Origin of the sequence: Collinsella sp. LCP21S3_A3, from assembly GCF_052118905.1 — a bacterium.
Classification (GTDB): domain Bacteria; phylum Actinomycetota; class Coriobacteriia; order Coriobacteriales; family Coriobacteriaceae; genus Collinsella.
The window spans coordinates 31,161-49,074 of sequence record NZ_JBQKGH010000001.1 but is presented as its reverse complement, the minus strand read 5'-3'; the positions used below and the strand labels follow the sequence as shown (position 1 = coordinate 49,074).

The following is a 17,914-nucleotide window of genomic DNA, read 5'->3' as shown; positions in this document are numbered from 1 at the left end:
GCTGCGCCCGCACGTACGACGGCCGACTTACGCCCTTGTTTGTTCGATCTGCCCGATGAGCCAATCGCACCAGGCATCCATGCCCTCGCCCTTGCGTGCGCTCACGGCAAACCGCGGCGCCTGCGGATTGAGGTCATCGAGTGTCTTAGTATACCTATCCATGTCAAAATCGAAAGCCGGGGCCACATCGACCTTGTTGAGCAGCTGTGCGCCAGCGTGCTGGAAGATGCCCGGGTACTTAATGGGCTTGTCGTCGCCCTCGGGCACCGAGAGAATCATGATGGACAGGTTCTCGCCCAGGTCAAAGTCGACCGGACAGACCAGATTGCCCACGTTTTCGATAAAGATAACATCGATGTTTTGAAGGCCCACTGCCTGGTCAAACGCATCAACGGCCTCCATGATCATGTTGCCCTCGAGGTGGCACAGACCGCCCGTGTTGATCTGAATGGCGGGCATGCCGGCTTCCTTCATGGTGATGGCGTCGACATCCGAGGCGATATCGCCCTCGATGACGGCACAGCGCAGGCCGGCTTTGTCGCGCAGGCGCTCGTTGGTGCCCAGAATCGTGGTGGTCTTACCAGAGCCGGGACTCGACAGCACATTGATCACATAGGTGCCTGTCTCTTTGAATCGCTGACGCAGCTGATCTGCCAGGCGCTCATTGCGCGACAGAATCGGCGATGCGATATCAATAGTTTTCTCGGCCATACTCGGCACTCCTTACTTCTACCATTTATACCCCGTCCCCAAATGGCAGGCTGGTTAATTGTCGGGGGTTTCAATCTCGATGCTGGCGATGTCGAGCTCGCGGCCGTGCAGCAGGCGCACGTTGGTGCCGCCACACTGAGGACAGCGGCAATGGAAGCGGTCGTGTTCAAAGACCTCGCGGCAGTCCAGGCACTCGCTTTGTGGATGGACTTCCTCCACGGCAAGCTCGCAGCCGCGCGTGAGCATGTCCTCGTCGCGAAACGTCTCCCACGCAAAGTCGAGCGCCTCACGCACAACTTCGGTCATATCCCCAATGCGCAGCGTTACCAAAACAGCGCGCGAGGCCCCCGCCCCACGCGCCGCGCGAATCACTGTATCGAGTATGCCGTTGACAATGCCAACCTCGTGCATACGGATTTACTCCTCGTCGTCCTCGTCGTCGTTCGAGAACAGATCCAGACGGCTCACAAACAAGCCTTCCTTGCCATCGCGCGCGGTAATGACCACGTGGGCGATGGCGAGCGAAATCTCGTAGAGCGAGAGCAGGGCACCATACATGAGACCCAGCGTAACGGGCGAGCCGTCGGGCGTAATCACAGCCGAGCCCGCAAGCAGGCCAACGTATACGTAACGCCAGGCACCGCGGAAGGCCGCATAGGACACGATATGGAAGACAGACAGGTAGAAGATGATGAGCGGCAGCTCAAACGCCACACCAAAGCCGATCATAAAGAGCAGCTCCATGTTGACGTAGTTCTCCAGATCGGGCAGCGCCGTAGCGACGGCCGAGGTTTCGCCGATGAGCCACTCAAAGCCCGCAGGGATGATGATGAAGTAGCAAAAGATTGCGCCCAGGAAGAACAGCACCGTCGAGGCGAGCACCGTGGGCACAACCCACTTGCGCTCGTTGGGGCGAAGCGCCGGCAGGAAAAACGCCAGAATCTGCCAAATGATCATAGGCGTGCACATGACAACGGCCATCTTGAGGGCCAGCGAAAAGCGCAGACCAAAGCCGCCGAGCGTGGTGGTGATGTAGAACTTACCGTCCGGCACAAAGGAGCGGATGGGGTCTTCCAGGATGTCGAGCACCACGGGCGTGGCGAAATACAGCACGATGGCGGCGGCAAAGACTGACACGACCACGATGGTCAGGCGGCGACGGAGCTCACCCAGATGATCGAAGAGCGGCATGCGCGCGGGTCCGATAGGCATTACTCATCGCCTCCCTTCGGGGCATGGGCGGCAGCGGCGTCGTCCTCGGCCTCGAGCTCGCGAGCGAGCTGGTCGACGACGGCCTTGCGCTTGCGGGGACGACGGGCGTAGAGGTCAGCCGTCGTGGGCTCTGCCGGCTCGGGCTCGGGCTCCGGCTCTGCAGCAGGCTCGGGCTCGACGGCGGCAGCAGCAGACTCGGGGCCCTCAGCCTCACCAGCAGCACCTTCGTCCTCGGCAGCACCCTCACTCGCGGCCTTCTCGGCGGCAAGGCGGGCACGGCGCTCGGCAAAGGTCTCCTTCTTTGCGGGCGCGGCCGTCTCGACGGCATCCTCGTCCGCATCGGAATCATCATCGACGGCAGCCTTCTTGGGCTTGACCGGAGCCGAAGCGGCCTCGCTTACCGGATCGATAATCTCGGACTGAACAACAGCCGTCATCTTTTCCTGCGTCTCGCGGAACTGACGGATGGCACGGCCGATCGTGCGGCCCATCTGCGGGAGCTTATCCGGGCCAAACAGCAAAAAGCCGAAGACCACGATGATCGCGAGCTCACCCTCTCCAATACCAAACACACATACCTCCAAGGCTCGATGTGAGTCGAGCCCGCACCGCGCCATTCGGCCGGAACTCGTCTATTCATTCGGTCAAGTATAGCGCCCGGACGTCAAAACATCCGAGCGCATCACAAACATATACCAAACGGCACGCCCTTTTTGGGGCAGGGCTTATGCCGCCGTAATTGAAATCTCCTGGTCGACACCCAGCAACTGAACCACGCGCATCACCGGGGGCTGCACGTTGACGCAGCCAAACCGCTTGTCGTGATCGGCTGCGTGGTGCGCGGCGCCCACAAGTACGCCAATACCTGTCGAGTCGATATAGCTCACCTGGGCAAAGTCGAGCTCAACGGCCTCGGTGGGCTGCTCGAGCGCCAAGTCGATGGCGTTACGCAAGCTGTCGGCGTTAGAGATATCAATCTCACCGGTCACCCTGATGGTGTAGAGCTCCGGCGTGGGGTTGGTGGAAATACCCAAATCCATATATACGCTCCTTTGCGTATCGAGAGTGCGGATGGTACTGGACGCGTATTTGCGGGGCCCTACGCGTTAGGCGCGCTCGGCACGAGCAAGCTCGGCAGCGACGAGCTTGACGGCCAGCACCAGCACGTCGAGTGCGGCCTCCAGGTCCTCGACCGTGGGATAACTCGGCGCGATGCGGATGTTGGTGTCGCGCGGATCCTTGCCATAAGGCCAGGTGGCACCTGCCGGCGTGAGCTTGACACCCAGGTCGGCGCAAAGCGCGGCGACCTTTTGGGCCGAGCCCTCGGGGCCATCAAAGCTCACAAAGTAGCCGCCGCGGGGATGCGTCCAAGTAGCGCAACCCGTATCGCCCAGGCCCTCAGTGAGCTTGCGCTCGACGGCCTCAAAGCGCGGACGCAAGAACTCGGCATGCTTTTTCATGTGCTCCTTGACCGCCTCGATGGTGGGAAGGAAGCGCACGTGGCGTAGCTGGTTGAGCTTGTCGGCGCTGATAAGACCGGCCTTCAGGCGCTTGGAGAACTCCGCGATGACCGCGGGACTCGCACCGATAAAGCCGATGCCCGCGCCCGGGAAGGTGATCTTGGACGTCGAGGCGAATGCCACCACGCGGTCCTCGGTACCCGCCGCGCGGGCAAGATCGAAGATGTTGGCGAGCTCGTCGGTCTCGTCGTACAGGTCGTGCACGCAGTAGGCGTTGTCCCAAAAGATGCGAAAATCGGGCGCGGCCGTGGGCATCTCGACCAAGCGGCGCACGGTGTCCTCGCTAAAGGTGATGCCCGTGGGGTTGGAATACTTGGGCACGCACCAGATGCCCTTGATGGAGTCGTCGGCGGCAACCAGGCGCTCTACCTCGTCCATGTCGGGGCCGCTGCCGGTCATCGCGACGGGGACGTTCTCGATACCCAGGTCGGCGGTGATGCCAAAATGACGGTCGTAGCCAGGAACCGGGCACAGGAACTTGACCTTCTTACCGTCGTGCGCGGCCTCATAAGCCTCCCAAGGCTCGTTGCCGCACGAGCCGCAGCGCCAGAACATACCGGCGATATCGTGCTCGATCAAAAGGCTCGACGAACCCAGTACGAGCGTCTGATCGGCGGGGCAACCCAGGAACTCCCCCGCCAGCTTGCGTGCCGAGGGGATGCCCTCAAAGCAGCCGTAGTTGGAGCAGTCGACGTTACCGTCGTGCAGATCGGCGTCGGCATTGAGGATATCGAGCATGGGGCGCGAGATGTCCACCTGGGAGGGCGACGGCTTGCCGCGCGCCATGTCGAGCGCCAGGCCCTTGGCCTTGACCTCGGCAACCTCGGCTTTGAGCGCCTCGATGGCGGCATCGAGTTCGGTGGTTTCCATCTTCTGGTAGATCGTCTGCATGGGTGCGACCTTTCGCAAAGCGGGACGTTGCAGTTTGTCTAAGTATAGACCGCTACCGCCGCAACGGTATGAAGCCGTGATAGATTAAGTCCATCGCAATGAATTACGATATCCACCGTATGACCCGTATAGCCGCATGGCACATCCAAGGAGGCAGTATGGAATACGGCTCTTTTCAAGCCGAGGAGTTCGGAGACCTGCAGCGTCTGGTCGACGGCTTGTTTTATGACCGTAAGGCCATTGACCGCCTGGATCTAATCGTTCAGGCGGAGATCTTGGACCTGGCGCCCGATCTCATGGAAATCGTGAATCTTTTGCCGCCCGGCCACTACGACCGCCAATCGCTTTGCGACCAGCTTAACTCGGCCCTTGCCGCCCACGGCTGGGGCGCCGTCTACGGCACCGTGGAATAAAAATGGCAAATAAATGAAATGCCGTTTGTGACAGTGCTCACAAACGGCATTTTTTCACACGAGGGCATCCGGGGCATGTCCGGCCCCGGTTTTCGCGCTCCTACTCGTCCTTGGGCGAAGGGTGCTTGCAGACCACGCTCATGTAGATCATGCCCAGCACGGCCGCGGTAACAGAGCCGGCAAGAATGGCGGCCTTGGCGGCCAGAACCTCGAACTGGGCCGTCGGGAAGGCGAGGCCGCTGATGAGGATCGACATGGTAAAGCCGATGCCACCCAAAATGCCCACGCCGGCGATCATGTGCCAGTTAACGTTATGAGGCAGCTCGCAAGCCTTAAGCTTGACCAGGGCAAACGTCACGCCAAAGATACCGATCGGCTTACCCAGCAGCATGCCAAAGTACACGCCGAGGGTCACCGGGTCGGTAAGCAGCACGCTCATGTCCACGCCCACCAGGCGAACCTGCGCGTTGACAAACGCAAAGATCGGCAGGATCACAAAGTTGACCGGCGTGGAGATCAGGCGCTCCATGCGGATGAGCGGCGGGGTCACACGGTGCATGACACGCTCGACCTTGGTGGTCGAAAGGGTAAAGTCGTGCTGGCCCAGGATGTGCGCCTCGTCGTCGTAACGGTCGTCGAGCAACGGCAGGTACTCGCCTAGCCAATCGGTAAGGCTATCGAGCTTAACACCGCACTTGGCCGGGATGGTGAAGGCCAGGATGACACCGGCAAGCGTGGCGTGCACGCCGCTCTTAAACATGCAAAACCACAGCAGCAGACCAAGCACCGAGTACGGGGCAAGGCGATAATGCTGAGTCTTGTTGAGCCACACAAGTGCGCAGGTCACAACTGCAGCGGCACCCAGCCAAAACGGACTGGGGCTCTGGCCGTAGAAAATGGCGATGGCGGCGATGGAGATGAGGTCGTCGGCGATGGCGAGCGTCGAGAAGAACACGCGCACGCCGTTGGGCACGCGATTGCCCAAAAGCGACAGCACGCCCAGCGCAAAGGCAATATCGGTTGCCATGGGGATGGCCCAACCGTTGCGGGCGCCGGCATGGTTAAAGATCAGGTAGATGCAGGCGGGAACGACGACGCCGCCCACGGCTGCCAGCATGGGAAGCATGGCCTGACGCGGATTCTTGAGCTCGCCGACCGTCATCTCGTACTTAAGCTCAATGCCCACCAACAAAAAGAAGATCGCCATGAGAAAGTCGTTGACGAAAAGCTCGACGGTAAGGCCAGCCGTAAGGTTGCCCAGACCCACATACAGCGGGGTCTCCAAAAAGTGATGGATAGCCTCGTAGACATCGGTGTTGGCGCAGATAACGGCGGCGATGGCGGCGATGACCATGACGGCGGCGGAAATCGTGCCGTTCTCGGCGATGCGCTCCCAGATGTCATGACGTTCAAAGCGCTTGCGCTCACGAACGTTGAACAGCTGCTCAGTTGCTGCCATGGGCGGCTCCTTTCACGGGAAAGCTCCCGTCTTAAAAAAGCACGGCCCGCCCAAGTGGCGGCACCGCGCTCCAACGTATTACGCTTGCATCTAGCCTACCCTGCACGACAAGCACGCAGGCGTGGCCGAAAAGCGGAACCACAGGTTGAACATTATTTGCCCAACGGTACGGGCGCCCCTGTCCAATAGGGGACGCGGTCCCGCGAACAAAAAACGACCGGAGCGCGGGGCGTCCGCGGTCCGGTCGTAGCAGGCTACAAAACCTAGCAGGCGGCCATGATGGGGGCAGCGACCTGCTTCTTACGGGAGAGGACGCCCGGCATCCAGACGCCGTCGTGCTCGTCGGCAATGCCCAGGCCCTTCTGAGCGGCCTCGGTCTCGCCCTCGAGCAGGACCTGCGAGCCCTCCTCCATGATGTCGGTGATGCACAGGACGATGCCGTCGGCACCCTTCTCGGCGGCGTAGGCGCGCATGGCCTCGCGGATCTCGTCGATCATGCCGAGCGCACGGCTCTTGTCGACGGTCTCGTACTGGCCGATGAGCAGCTTCTTGCCGGCGGGCTCGAACATCTTGATGTCGTTGCCGACCATCTCGGCTGCGGTGAAGGAGCCGGACGGACGGGTGAGGAAGACCTCCATGCCAAACTTGACCGGGTCGACACCCACCTGCTCGCCGAGCTTGGCGGCGACGGCGCGGTCGACATCGGTGGTGGTGGGGCTCTTGAGCATGAGCGTGTCGGTCATCATGGCCGAGAGCAGCAGCTTGGCCTGAACGTCGGAAAGCTCAACGCCGAGCACGCCGGCGAGCTTAGTGACGATGGTGCAGCTGGAACCCCAGGGCAGGCAGATGTAGTGCAGCGGGCCGGCGGTCTCAAAGTCGCCGATGCGGTGATGGTCAACGACGCCAAAGACCGTGGCGTCCTTAAGGCCGGCGACGGACTGGGCGGACTCGTTATGGTCGGTGAGAACGACAAGCTGGCCGGCCTCGACGGACTCAATCATGCGGGGCTCGGCAATGCCGGCGTCTGCGAGCAGCTTGGCGGACTCTGCCGGAAGCTGACCAAGAGCGCAGACCTCATAGGTGTTGCCGGCATACTCAACCTGGTTGAGCAGCTGAGACAGAACGACGGCGCTCATGATGGCGTCGTTATCGGGGTTCTGGTGACCAAAGACAAGAACGTTTGCCATGGGTATCCTCCACTTGGTATGTGTACTTAGACGTAGCTATGGTAGCACGCTGGCAGCTGGCCTTTGGGGACAGAAGGGCCACGGCATATTTTGTGGCAGGTATGGGGGCCAAGGCTGTCCCTTTTGCACCATGTTGGTGCAAAGTAACCTGGCCCCCTTGCACCAGCTATTTACCGGCAGCGCGCAGGGCTACGTAGGCAGAACCGATGATGCCGGCGTCGTTTCCGAGCGAGGCAACCTTAATGGGCGTCTCGCGCGAGGCGGAAAGCGCGTAGCGCTGGAAGTACTCGCGAACCTTATCGAGGTAGACATCGGCCGAGGCGGAGGCGCCGCCGCCGATCAGGAACATCTCGGGATCGACCACGTTGGCAATAAGCGCCAGGGCGCGGCCGAGATAGTCGGCCATGGTATCGGCCGCGGCCAGCGCGAGCTTATCACCCTCGCGGCAGGCTTGGAACACGTCCTTGGAATCGGAGGGGCCGGTGAGCTCGATGGGCTCGACGCCCGCCTTCTTGCACTCGGCAAGGTAGTTGTTCACCACGCCGGTGGCGCTGGAATACTGCTCCAGGTGGCCATGGCCGCCGCAGCCGCAAGTGCGCTCCTCAGCCGGATTCAGGCACATATGGCCAATCTCGCCGCCGGCGCCCACAACACCCGACACCACATCGCCGTTGACGATAACGCCGCCGCCCACGCCGGTACCGATGGTGACCATCACCACATTCTGCACGTCCTTGGCAGAACCGAGCCAAGCCTCGCCCATGGCAGCGGCGTTGGCATCGTTCTCGTACTTAACGACCGCATCGGGGCAGTGCTCCTGAATGGCGATCTTCAACTCGGGCAGGTTAATGGCAATGTTGGCCTTGACCTTGGCATCGCCCGCTGCCGGAATGGGGCACGGAACAGCAAGGCCAATGCCCGCCACAAAGGCGCGCGGAATCTGTGCCTTGGCGACCACCTGGTCGATAGCCTCGGTCACCGCGGCAAAGCCCGCAGCGTCAACGATGGGAGGCGTGGGCACGCTGACCTTCGCAAGCAGGTTGCCATCCCCATCGAACAGGCCCTCCTTAACCGAAGTGCCGCCGACGTCGATGCCGATGTAGTACTGCTTAGGTTCCATAGGGGCCCGCCTTTCTCGTTTAAACATTGTCTGTATGGTACCGCTCCCAAGGCAAAAACCTACCAAAAAGGGACAGGTTTGTTTTGGTAGGTTTTATCTGAGGAAATGCAGAATACAGGATTCGGTTCGCTGGGTGCTAAATCGGTTCGGCCCCGTCCTCGGACCGATTAGATTTCTCAACACGACATTATTCGAATGTATATTTATTTAGAGCGCTTTTATTTTTAGCGCAAAGCGACTTTTAGTAATATATCTATCGAACTTTTCAATGACTCAATAGGGATACTTAGGTGTTGAGTATACTTTCTTTTATACTCGATCAAGTTGGAAAGGAGGTTCCATGATTCCCAAATACGAGGCGATAGCTGCAGATATTCGTCGAAGTATTGAGGATGGCGCTCTTAAACCAGGCGACAAGCTTCCCACCGTCGTTGAGTTCTGCGAACTCTATAGCGTTTCCAAAATCACTGTCAAACGAGCTATCGAGCAAATCACCGAGGAAGGTCTTGTTACCAGCCGTCGTGGATCGGGTACCTACGTTAAGGACACGGCGGGGCTTCCCGGCCAAGCGTTTTTCCAGGGCAAAAACGACCGTGCCCAGGGCTTTTCGTATGAGCACCGCGGGGAGAAGGTGACCTCGGTAGTCTACGACTTCTCGATTGTTAATCCACCAGCGGACATCGCAGCCCAGCTGGGAATTGCCGAGGATGACTTTGCCTATCACATCGTGCGCGTGCGTCAGGCCGATGAGAAGCCCATCGTTATCGAGTACACCTACATGCCCCTCGAGCTGATTCCGGGCCTTAAAAAGAAGGACCTGTACGGATCGGTCTACCGCTTTGTCCGCGAGCAATGTGGGTTGAAGATCTCGAGCTTCCACCGTACCATTCGCGCCGTGGCAGCAACCGAGGAAGAAGCCGAGCGCCTGGACACCAAACCTGGCTCTCCCCTGCTCGAGCTCAACCAGATTGGCTTTTTGGACAGCGGCGCGGCCTTTGAGTATTCGGTCTCGCGCAACGTTGGCGACCGCTTTGAGTTGCACAACGTAACGTTGGCATAGGTTTTTGTAGTCATGCGGGCGCTCGTTTTGAGCTGTTTGTGCAACGCCCGCGCAACACAATGGGGTATGAATATGTCCGATTTGATTAAACTGACGCCGATCTTCCACGAGAAGATCTGGGGCGGCCGCCAGCTCGAAACCGTATTTGGCTACGACATTCCCGATGGACCCATCGGTGAGTGTTGGGCCATCTCGGCCCACCCCAACGGCGACTGCCAGATTGCGGAGGGCCCGTATGCCGGCCACACGCTGTCGTGGCTGTGGGCCGAGCACCGCGAGCTCTTTGGCAGGTGCGAGGGCAAGGAGTTCCCGCTGCTCGTTAAGATTCTGGACGCCAAGGACGACCTTTCGATCCAGATTCATCCCAACGACGAGTACGCCGCCAAGCACGAGAACGGCAGCCTGGGCAAAACCGAGTGCTGGTATGTGCTGGACTGCGAGCCCGGCGCCACGATCATCGTCGGCCAGCGCGCGCATGACCGCGCCGAGGCCGCACAGATGATCGAGGGGGGCCGTTGGGACGACATGCTCAACGTGCTGCCGATCCACAAGGGCGACTTTTTCCAGATTGATTCCGGTACCGTGCACGCCATCAAGACCGGCACGCTCATTTTGGAGACGCAGCAGTCAAGCGACGTGACGTATCGCCTGTACGACTACGACCGTCCCGGCACCGATGGCAAGCTGCGTCCGCTGCACATTGAGCAGAGCCTCGATTGCATCGATTTTGACGCTCAGGCTCCGACCGACGGCACGATAACCGCGCCCGAGGTGGACGGCGTGACCGAGCTCGAGTCTAACTCCTGTTACACCGTCGATCGCGTACGCGTCGACGGCAGCAAGACCTTGGAGCAGCGCTGGCCCTTCATGTGCCTGTCGGTCATCAACGGCAAAGGCACCGTCTGCGGCGACCCCGTCCACAAGGGAAGCCACCTGCTGGCACCCAGCACCGTCAGCTCCATCGACCTCGAAGGCCAGATGGAACTGATCGTCTCGCACCTGTAAGTTACCGGTCCCCGAGCGCTCGCCGGGATGGGGCGCGGGCTTTGGTCGCCTGCTCGGACAGTCCTGCTCGCACGGAGAGCACATTAAGTGCTCTCCGGCTCGTGCGGAACTCGCGATCGACCAAACCCCGCGCCCCATCCCGGCGAGCCTCTGGCTAGTAACGACAATCAAAAAGCAACAAGGGGCTCTTCCGTTCATCAACGGAGGAGCCCCCGCTATACATAACGACTCAAGGTGCCTATAGGTAGACCTTTTCGAGAAACGATAACGTGTCCTGAAGCCGCGCCCTTTCCTTACGGTTGGTCTGCCGATTTACATACGAAGCAAAGTCCGTAAGAAAATCCTCCGCATCAACCCTCATTTGCCCCGTTAGCTCCAAACGCGCCGAAGGCGACAATAAGTCAGCAAGTCGAGCAACATCCGAACGGTGCTTCCGCCGATCAATGTTGTTGCAACGACGTCCCTCTTCATAACTTCTGTTGATATCAATGTGCGCACGCATCTTGAGGGGAATGATATGGAGTGCATCGAGCAACGTAATGCCTTCTACGTTCGTTGCGTTGTCGCGAATATATTCGTAGTAGCCATCGTCGAGGATAATTGCCGAGAGACTTGATACGGCCCCGTCAAAGGAAAGAGGTGCCACTTCGCTCGTTTCATCTTCGAGCACAAAATCAGGATGTCGGGCAAATAGCTCAATTTGACCGGGATAGTCTAGGGCCCGCTTCGATCCTTTGGGCAAGCAGAACCGATAGTAAGTGCACTTTCCATCGCCGACCTTTCCAATCTCGTATCCAGCTGCTTTGATAAATGCCCACAATGCAGTGGCAAATTCAACGCCTTCCCCATCAGCAATTACGACGACATCCAAGTCTTCGGTAGCCCTGAATGAATCACCTTCGCTGTCAAATAGAACGCTGCAGGCCCCTCCACCAATAAGGACGTAACCACCTTTGCAGCTGCTCATGGCGTCGGCAAATCGCTCTATCCCCCTCACTTTTGGCATATCGTCCTCCTGAGCTGTTCGACCGCATCGAGCAGACGGTCATCTTTGTAATCCTCTTTTGCGCAGGCAACGTATAAGGAGAACGGGTCGACACATTGCAAACCTGTCGTGTCAAAACTAACATCGGACGGCTCGTCCACGGGATACGACCAGACCTCAATCTCGATAGCAGCCGGTTCGTACCACTGGGCCTCCAGCCATCTGTCACCCATGTGCTCTTTTAGGTCCTCTAGCTGATTCTTTTCGAGAGCAATGGTTGGAGCAGATTCTTTATGAGCAAGGTCAGACATATAGCTAAGGGCAGACATACCGGAAAGCAGCGCGTCAACGGCACGTAGCTCTGTTCTCTCGATAACCTTCTTGAGCCGGATTCGCTCTAAAACTGGTGTGCGAAGATAGTCCTCAAACCCATCCAGCAGCGTCTCGGTCGACAACCCGGCATCGCACAATATACGCTTTTTGCCGTCCCGCATAATCAACCCAGGAGCTATAGCGGCGATTTCCGAAAGATAGCCGCTGACGCTTGCCGCGCTTTTGCCACACAGACGCGCTAGGTCGCCGGCGGAGCAGTCAACCCATCGTCCCGCGATGAGATTTAGGACGATTCGTTGAGATTGGGGCGAAAGCGGAGCAGCGGGAGAAGCACCCAGCACCTCACCGGAAATAACGGCTCCGATAAACGGCAGAAACGCATTTCGCTCATCTCGGATATATGCGATCCCCTCCGAAGAAAGCGCGCGCATAAAGCCTAAATCCATAGCGTTCCAGCAAATTGCCACCGGGCGAGCATCTATCTTGCGCACTGCATTGGCGAGATTTCGCGCCGAAATGACACTGGGCGGTTCTTTTGGTTCCGCAACAATAAAACGGCCTTGCTCAGACATGCCGAGCCGTGCTAAGCGAAGCGAATAGCGCTCGAGATACATGCGAGGAATCTGTATCTCAACTGGCTCCGGGTCGATGGCGAGCTCTAAAGAGAAGAGTCTTTTAGGGAGACAATTTAGCAGCATGTCCACTCACCATTTTCATTTCAGTTACATTTTAGTATCTATCTAAAATTATACTGAATCGTATAAAACGCTCAATCCCCAAAGTCATAAGAAACAATCCGAAACGTAATAAGGGGCTCTCCCGACCATGTACGGAAGAGCCCCTACTCGTATCTATCTATCAGCCCACCCGGCTCTCCAGATCAAAAAGCGAACAAGCAGAGCGAGGTTCGAAAGCTGCAGGCTAAAACGTCACAAGGAAGAGGGCGCGTCGAGGGCTTTGGTCGATCGCGAGTTCCGCACGAGCCGGAGAGCACTTAATGTGCTCTCCGTGCGAGCAGGACTGTCCGAGCAGGCGACCAAAGCCCCCGGCGCGCCCGGCCAACCTCGCAGTTAGGCATTCAGCTTAACAATCGGAGCGAAGCCTTTCATTAGCTTTTTGGTCTGGCCGGTCTTTTCGAATTGGACCTCGATCATGTCTCCAGCGACCGAGATCACGGTACCCGTGCCAAAGGTCTTATGACTCACGGTATCGCCCGCGGCAAAGTCCTGCGACGCGCTGGCGCGATCGACCTTGCGCTCCACTGTCGGGGACACCTTGGACGACGGCTTTTTGGCTCGCGGTGCGCCCGAGCCAAAGGTCGAGGCAACGCGACCGGCGTCGGGCGAGACCCCACGATGGCGCTCGGTCCCGTAGCTGCTGCCGCCAAAGAAATCGTCGAAGCTCGATCCGCCGCGCGAACCGGAACCGCCGGTCGAGCGCGTATGCGAACCAAACACCTTGCCGCCATACATATCCGAACCCATGCCCGAGCCAAAGGTGCCGCGACGGTCGCCGCGCTTCTCCCAGCCCGTGCCCTCAAAACCGGCAGAACCGATACCGCTAAACTCGATATCCTCAAACGGAATCTCGTTGAGAAAGCGCGAACGCGGGTTGGCGGAGGTCGAACCGTAGGTGCGACGCGTGGCCGCATAGGTCAAGAACAGGCGCTTGCGGGCACGCGTGATGGCGACGTAGGCCAGGCGACGCTCCTCCTCGAGCTTGCCCGGATCATCGCTGCCGCCAAAGTCGTGCACGTGCGGAAAGATACCCTCCTCCATGCCGGCCACGAACACCGCCGGAAACTCCAGGCCCTTGGCGGAGTGGATGGTCATCATGGTAATGGCATGCGTCTCGCCGGCCAGGGAATCCAAGTCGGAGCGCAAGGCCAGCCACTCCATGAGTGCCGGCAGCGCCTTACAGGTGAGCGGACCGTAGGTACGCTCGATCTCGCCGGCATGCACGGCACCCGCCGACAGCTCCGTCGGCGCGGCATACGCGTTGCCTGCGATGGCGGCTGCCAGGGCATCCTGCGGAGACAGCGCCGGAGCGGCCAAGCCATCGAGCGGATTGGAGCCCGCGGCGTCACGGGCGCCGACGAGCGCCTCAAACGAGGATGCCGGGACAGATGGCCCCGGTTCGGGCGCAGACACGCTCACCACGACGGGCTCGGGCTCGGCGCCGGCAGGCACGTCGGCAACACCGGCTGCGCGCAGCTCTTCTAGGCTCTCGAGCGTACCCTCGATATCCTCGTGCGTCTCCTCAAATTCCGCCGCAACGCCCAGAAATTCCTGGATGTTCTCGGCGCGGCTCTCAGATTCCATGGTGCCCTCGACGCGAAACGCCTGCAGAAGGCCCGTCTTATCGACGATCATCTCGACAACGTCCTTGAGCTCGCCGTCCATGCGGCGGCCCTCGCGCACCAGTGAGACAAAGCTCGACAGGCCGTTGCGCACCCTGGCGCTAAACATGCCGGTTTCGGCGCACGCGATCTCGCAAGCCTGGAAGAACGAGCAACGGTTGTCGCGTGCCAGCTGCTCGATCTTTTGGATTGAGGTGGAGCCAATGCCGCGGCGCGGTGTGTTGATGACGCGCTTGACGCTCATCTCGTCGGCCGGGTTCACGATCATCTTGAGGTAGGCCATGACGTCGCGAATCTCGGCACGGTCGAAGAATCGAGTGCCGCCCACGATCTTGTAGGGCACGCCCGCGCGCAGAAACATATCTTCGAGAATACGCGACTGGGCGTTGGTGCGATAAAACACGGCGATGTCGTCGTAGCTCGTGCCTTTGGCATGCAGTTTCTCGATCTCACCGGCAATCCAGCGGCCCTCGTCGCGCTCGTCGCTCGCCTGGAAGGCCTGAATCTTCTCGCCATCGCCCTCGGCCGTAAACAGGCGCTTGTCCTTGCGCTGCGAGTTGTGGCGCACCACGGCGTTGGCGGCGTTTAGGATATGGCCCGTAGAGCGGTAGTTCTGCTCGAGCTTAACGGTCTTGCAGTTTTTAAAGTCCTGCTCAAAGTCCAAGATGTTGGTGATGTCGGCGCCACGCCAGCTGTAAATGGACTGGTCATCGTCGCCCACAACCATGAGGTTTTGGTACTTGGCGGCCAGAAGGTTGGCGATTTCGTACTGGACGTGGTTGGTGTCCTGATACTCGTCGACGCTAATGTAGCGGAAGCGCTCCTGGTACTTGTCGAGCACCTCGGGGCGGGTGCGCAGCAGTTCGAGTGTGCGCACGAGCAAATCGTCGAAGTCCATCGCGTTGGCGGCGCGCAGGCGGCGCTCCAGCTCCAGGTAGACCTGCGCGGCCTTTTTGTCGTTGGGGCTATCGGCGGATTTGAGCATGTCCTCGGGGCCGATCATGGCGTTTTTGGCCGAACTGATCTTGCTGCGAATCATGTTGATGGGGAACTGCTTTTGCTCGATGCCGAGCGCCTGCATAATGTCACGCACCATGCGCTTTGAGTCATCGTCATCGTAGATGGTGAACTGACCGGTGTAACCCAGCAGGTCGGCGTCCTCGCGCAGCATGCGCACGCACATGGCGTGGAAGGTGCACACCCACATGCCGCGGGTACCACTGGGAATGAGCGCCGTCAGACGCTCGCGCATCTCGGCCGCGGCTTTGTTGGTAAACGTGATGGCAAGAACCTGCCAAGGCTTAACACCCAGGTCGCCGAGCATATGCGCGATGCGGAAGGTCAGGACGCGGGTCTTGCCCGAGCCTGCGCCGGCGAGGACCAGCAACGGGCCCTCGGTGGTCAGGACGGCCTCGCGCTGGGCAGGATTAAGGCTGTCAATGTCGACGAGCGGCTTGACGGGCTTGGGTGCCGGCGCGGGAGCGTCGTAGATGTCGAGCGGAACGAGCTCGGGCTCCGGCGCAGCGGGGGCGATGTATGCATCGAGCGGCACGGGTTCCGGCGCGGGCGGCACGGGTACCGCGGCGTTCTTTTCCCAGGGCAAGGGCTGGGTCATGGGCGACTCCTCATCTGACGGACGGCGCGCCTGCGGGCGGCGCCATAGTTTGAGCCGTACCAGTATACCGAGCCGCGCGGACACCGACGCAAATCACACCACGACTCCGTGCGCCGCGCTCTGGCCGCCGCGCAGCGTCAACCAAGTTACAGGCCGAGCATAGGCTCCAGAACAAAGAAGTACGCGAGCACCACGATGCCCAGAATAATGCGGTAGACGCCAAAGCACTTAAAGTCGTGACGGCGAACGAAGCCCATGAGCCACTTGATGGCAATAAGCGAAACCACAAAGGCCACGACGCAGCCCACGCCCAGAATGGCAATCTCGTTGGTGCCAAACGTACCGCCCTTAACGAAGTACTTGACCAGCTTGAGCGCGCTCGCGCCAAACATAACGGGAATGGCCAGGAAAAACGTGAACTTGGACGCCACCGAGCGCGTGCAGCCCAGCAGCAGGCCGCCGATAATGGTGGAGCCGGAACGTGATGTGCCCGGAATCAGCGAAAGCACCTGGAAGCAACCGATACCCAATGCGGTCTTCCAGCTCAGGTCCTCGAGCGTGGCGATGGATCCAAAATCCAAATCCTCGTCATTGTCATTGTCTTCGGCAATATCCGCCGCAGGCGCCGCGAAGTGTGCACCGGCGGGACGCCCGCCCACCACCACAGCACGCGAACCAAACGAATCGGCAAGAGCGGCGTTCTCGCGCTTACTCGCACGCCAGTTCTCAATCACGATAAACAACACGCCGTACACGATGAGCGCCAGCGCCACGACGGGAGCGTTATAGAAATGCTCCTCCATCCAGTCGTTGAGCGGCAGACCGATCGCCGCGGCGGGAATACAGCCAAGCACAATCTTGCCCCACAGCACCCAGGTGTCGCGACGACCCTCCTTGCCCTTGCTGGGCGAGAACGGATTTAAGTCGTAGAAGAACAGAACGCAAACGGCCAAAATGGCGCCAAGCTGAATCACGACCAGGAACATATTCCAGAATGTCTCGCTCACATTCATCTTGACGAACTCGTCCACCAAGATCATGTGGCCCGTCGACGAAACGGGCAGCCATTCGGTGATGCCCTCGACCAGGCCCATGAAGGCAGATTTTAGAAGCTCGATGATATCCAAAGGGACCCCCTCGTTTGTCACCCGCCGATAGTTGTTCTGCGGACGGTTGCGGGCGATGTCCCATTATCAACCGTTCGGCCGCGGCCGCGCCCACCCTTACCAAAAATCTCGCCCGTTCACAGAATTGCGAGCGGTCAAACCGAAATCCTTGGGTATAACTGCAACAAGCTAAAGTGTCCGGCGGCCAACACGTCGTCCGATGCACGAGCCCGCGCCCGTGCGATAGACCAAGGAGGAAACCATGAACGAGGGCTATACCAAGGTATTTGTTTCACTCGACGGTACTGAGCAGCAGGATTTTGTGCTCACACGCGCTATCAAGGTCGCCGCAAACAATGGCGCCAAGCTGATCATCGGTCACGTCATCGATTCCACGGCGCTCGAGAGCGCCGGTTCCTATCCGGTCGATCTGGTCAACGGCCTGGAGGAGGCCTTTAAGAACTCCATCGCCAAGCAGCTCGAAGAGGCCAAGGCTAATCCCAACATTCCCGAGGTCGAAGTCATGATTCGCGCCGGCCGTATTCGCGAGACGCTCAAGGACGAGATGCTCGACGTGGTCAAGCCCGATCTGGTGCTCTGCGGCGCTCGTGGCCTTTCCTCGATCAAGTATGCGCTCCTGGGTTCGATTTCGACATTCCTGCTGCGCAACACCGACTGCGACATTCTGGTCGTGAAGTAGGTTCCTTCCCGCCGGCGCAAGGCCTGCGGGGTTATCACGCCGACGTCCTCGCCGCTTCGCGGCTGCGGGATGTCGGCTTAGATAACCCCTCCCGGCCTTGCGCCTTCGTCACCGTACTTCAGCGAGTTAGCTGAATAGAGAGATGGCGTGCCGCCCTGGTTGGGCGGCACATTTTTTTGGGTGATTTTTTAGAGCCTCATAGCCATGTTCACGTTCGGGAACATAGCCATCCGCACCA

General features: G+C 59.5%; 17 protein-coding genes. 4 read left to right on the top strand and 13 right to left on the bottom strand.

Annotated features, from left to right (window positions below):
* Positions 1-27: 27 nt before the first annotated feature.
* The 6 genes from hypB to ACTQ0H_RS00245 form a co-directional block, all read right to left on the bottom strand.
* Positions 28-711, bottom strand: coding sequence for a hydrogenase nickel incorporation protein HypB (gene hypB / locus ACTQ0H_RS00270; RefSeq protein ID WP_152068470.1), 684 nt, complete (start codon positions 709-711; stop codon positions 28-30).
* 54 nt (positions 712-765) lie between these two features.
* A complete protein-coding gene (hypA, locus tag ACTQ0H_RS00265; protein ID WP_152068469.1) occupies positions 766-1,122 on the bottom strand; it encodes a hydrogenase maturation nickel metallochaperone HypA in 357 nt (118 codons plus the stop codon).
* A 6-nt stretch (positions 1,123-1,128) separates the two neighbouring features.
* The gene (gene tatC / locus ACTQ0H_RS00260) at positions 1,129-1,923 is read right to left on the bottom strand and encodes a twin-arginine translocase subunit TatC (protein WP_441547668.1); all 795 of its coding nucleotides are present in this window, start codon (positions 1,921-1,923) and stop codon (positions 1,129-1,131) included.
* Complete coding sequence (locus tag ACTQ0H_RS00255; protein ID WP_427718929.1) at positions 1,923-2,495, bottom strand: twin-arginine translocase TatA/TatE family subunit; 573 nt, start codon at positions 2,493-2,495, stop codon at positions 1,923-1,925. Before ACTQ0H_RS00255 ends, tatC begins: the two co-directional genes overlap by 1 nt.
* A 153-nt stretch (positions 2,496-2,648) precedes the next feature.
* Positions 2,649-2,963, bottom strand: a complete 315-nt coding sequence (locus ACTQ0H_RS00250) for an STAS domain-containing protein (RefSeq protein ID WP_154515032.1) — start codon at positions 2,961-2,963, stop codon at positions 2,649-2,651.
* A gap of 66 nt (positions 2,964-3,029) precedes the next feature.
* Complete coding sequence (locus ACTQ0H_RS00245) at positions 3,030-4,334, bottom strand: aminotransferase class I/II-fold pyridoxal phosphate-dependent enzyme (RefSeq protein ID WP_441062977.1); 1,305 nt, start codon at positions 4,332-4,334, stop codon at positions 3,030-3,032.
* Positions 4,335-4,492: 158 nt separating this feature from the next.
* Here ACTQ0H_RS00245 and ACTQ0H_RS00240 point away from each other — a divergent pair, with 158 nt between their 5' ends.
* Entirely contained in the window at positions 4,493-4,747 is a 255-nt protein-coding gene (locus ACTQ0H_RS00240; protein ID WP_154515036.1) for a hypothetical protein, read from the top strand.
* A 100-nt stretch (positions 4,748-4,847) separates the two neighbouring features.
* Here the strand turns inward: ACTQ0H_RS00240 and nhaA are convergent, their stop codons facing one another.
* From nhaA to ACTQ0H_RS00225, 3 genes are all read right to left on the bottom strand, one after another.
* Positions 4,848-6,206, bottom strand: a complete 1,359-nt coding sequence (nhaA, locus tag ACTQ0H_RS00235) for a Na+/H+ antiporter NhaA (RefSeq protein WP_154515038.1) — start codon at positions 6,204-6,206, stop codon at positions 4,848-4,850.
* 263 nt (positions 6,207-6,469) lie between these two features.
* On the bottom strand, positions 6,470-7,393 hold the full coding sequence (locus ACTQ0H_RS00230; protein WP_154515040.1) for a manganese-dependent inorganic pyrophosphatase: 924 nt from the start codon (positions 7,391-7,393) through the stop codon (positions 6,470-6,472).
* A 166-nt stretch (positions 7,394-7,559) separates the two neighbouring features.
* Positions 7,560-8,513: an ROK family protein gene (locus ACTQ0H_RS00225; protein WP_441062976.1), complete on the bottom strand. Its 954-nt coding sequence runs from the start codon at positions 8,511-8,513 to the stop codon at positions 7,560-7,562.
* A 340-nt stretch (positions 8,514-8,853) separates the two neighbouring features.
* Between ACTQ0H_RS00225 and ACTQ0H_RS00220 the strand changes: the two genes are divergently transcribed.
* Positions 8,854-9,573, top strand: a complete 720-nt coding sequence (locus ACTQ0H_RS00220; protein ID WP_154515044.1) for a GntR family transcriptional regulator — start codon at positions 8,854-8,856, stop codon at positions 9,571-9,573.
* A 72-nt stretch (positions 9,574-9,645) separates the two neighbouring features.
* Positions 9,646-10,578: a type I phosphomannose isomerase catalytic subunit gene (locus tag ACTQ0H_RS00215; protein WP_441062975.1), complete on the top strand. Its 933-nt coding sequence runs from the start codon at positions 9,646-9,648 to the stop codon at positions 10,576-10,578.
* Positions 10,579-10,816: 238 nt separating this feature from the next.
* Here ACTQ0H_RS00215 and ACTQ0H_RS00210 read toward each other — a convergent pair whose 3' ends face one another.
* The 4 genes from ACTQ0H_RS00210 to ACTQ0H_RS00195 form a co-directional block, all read right to left on the bottom strand.
* Entirely contained in the window at positions 10,817-11,584 is a 768-nt protein-coding gene (locus tag ACTQ0H_RS00210) for a hypothetical protein (protein WP_441062974.1), read from the bottom strand.
* Complete coding sequence (locus ACTQ0H_RS00205) at positions 11,572-12,600, bottom strand: hypothetical protein (protein WP_441062973.1); 1,029 nt, start codon at positions 12,598-12,600, stop codon at positions 11,572-11,574. Before ACTQ0H_RS00205 ends, ACTQ0H_RS00210 begins: the two co-directional genes overlap by 13 nt.
* 366 nt (positions 12,601-12,966) lie before the next feature.
* A complete protein-coding gene (locus tag ACTQ0H_RS00200; protein ID WP_441062972.1) occupies positions 12,967-15,870 on the bottom strand; it encodes an ATP-dependent helicase in 2,904 nt (967 codons plus the stop codon).
* A gap of 146 nt (positions 15,871-16,016) precedes the next feature.
* Positions 16,017-16,997: an undecaprenyl-diphosphate phosphatase gene (locus ACTQ0H_RS00195; RefSeq protein WP_441537832.1), complete on the bottom strand. Its 981-nt coding sequence runs from the start codon at positions 16,995-16,997 to the stop codon at positions 16,017-16,019.
* 241 nt (positions 16,998-17,238) lie between these two features.
* Here ACTQ0H_RS00195 and ACTQ0H_RS00190 point away from each other — a divergent pair, with 241 nt between their 5' ends.
* Entirely contained in the window at positions 17,239-17,676 is a 438-nt protein-coding gene (locus ACTQ0H_RS00190) for a universal stress protein (RefSeq protein WP_154515052.1), read from the top strand.
* Positions 17,677-17,914 lie beyond the last annotated feature (238 nt).

Coding starts and splice junctions, on each gene's coding strand:
- hypB (WP_152068470.1), bottom strand. CDS start 711: ATGGCCGAGAAAACTATTGATATCGCATCGCCGATTCTGTCGCGCAAT.
- hypA (WP_152068469.1), bottom strand. CDS start 1,122: ATGCACGAGGTTGGCATTGTCAACGGCATACTCGATACAGTGATTCGC.
- tatC (WP_441547668.1), bottom strand. CDS start 1,923: ATGCCTATCGGACCCGCGCGCATGCCGCTCTTCGATCATCTGGGTGAG.
- ACTQ0H_RS00250 (WP_154515032.1), bottom strand. CDS start 2,963: ATGGATTTGGGTATTTCCACCAACCCCACGCCGGAGCTCTACACCATC.
- ACTQ0H_RS00245 (WP_441062977.1), bottom strand. CDS start 4,334: ATGCAGACGATCTACCAGAAGATGGAAACCACCGAACTCGATGCCGCC.
- ACTQ0H_RS00240 (WP_154515036.1), top strand. CDS start 4,493: ATGGAATACGGCTCTTTTCAAGCCGAGGAGTTCGGAGACCTGCAGCGT.
- nhaA (WP_154515038.1), bottom strand. CDS start 6,206: ATGGCAGCAACTGAGCAGCTGTTCAACGTTCGTGAGCGCAAGCGCTTT.
- ACTQ0H_RS00230 (WP_154515040.1), bottom strand. CDS start 7,393: ATGGCAAACGTTCTTGTCTTTGGTCACCAGAACCCCGATAACGACGCC.
- ACTQ0H_RS00225 (WP_441062976.1), bottom strand. CDS start 8,513: ATGGAACCTAAGCAGTACTACATCGGCATCGACGTCGGCGGCACTTCG.
- ACTQ0H_RS00220 (WP_154515044.1), top strand. CDS start 8,854: ATGATTCCCAAATACGAGGCGATAGCTGCAGATATTCGTCGAAGTATT.
- ACTQ0H_RS00215 (WP_441062975.1), top strand. CDS start 9,646: ATGTCCGATTTGATTAAACTGACGCCGATCTTCCACGAGAAGATCTGG.
- ACTQ0H_RS00210 (WP_441062974.1), bottom strand. CDS start 11,584: ATGCCAAAAGTGAGGGGGATAGAGCGATTTGCCGACGCCATGAGCAGC.
- ACTQ0H_RS00200 (WP_441062972.1), bottom strand. CDS start 15,870: ATGACCCAGCCCTTGCCCTGGGAAAAGAACGCCGCGGTACCCGTGCCG.
- ACTQ0H_RS00190 (WP_154515052.1), top strand. CDS start 17,239: ATGAACGAGGGCTATACCAAGGTATTTGTTTCACTCGACGGTACTGAG.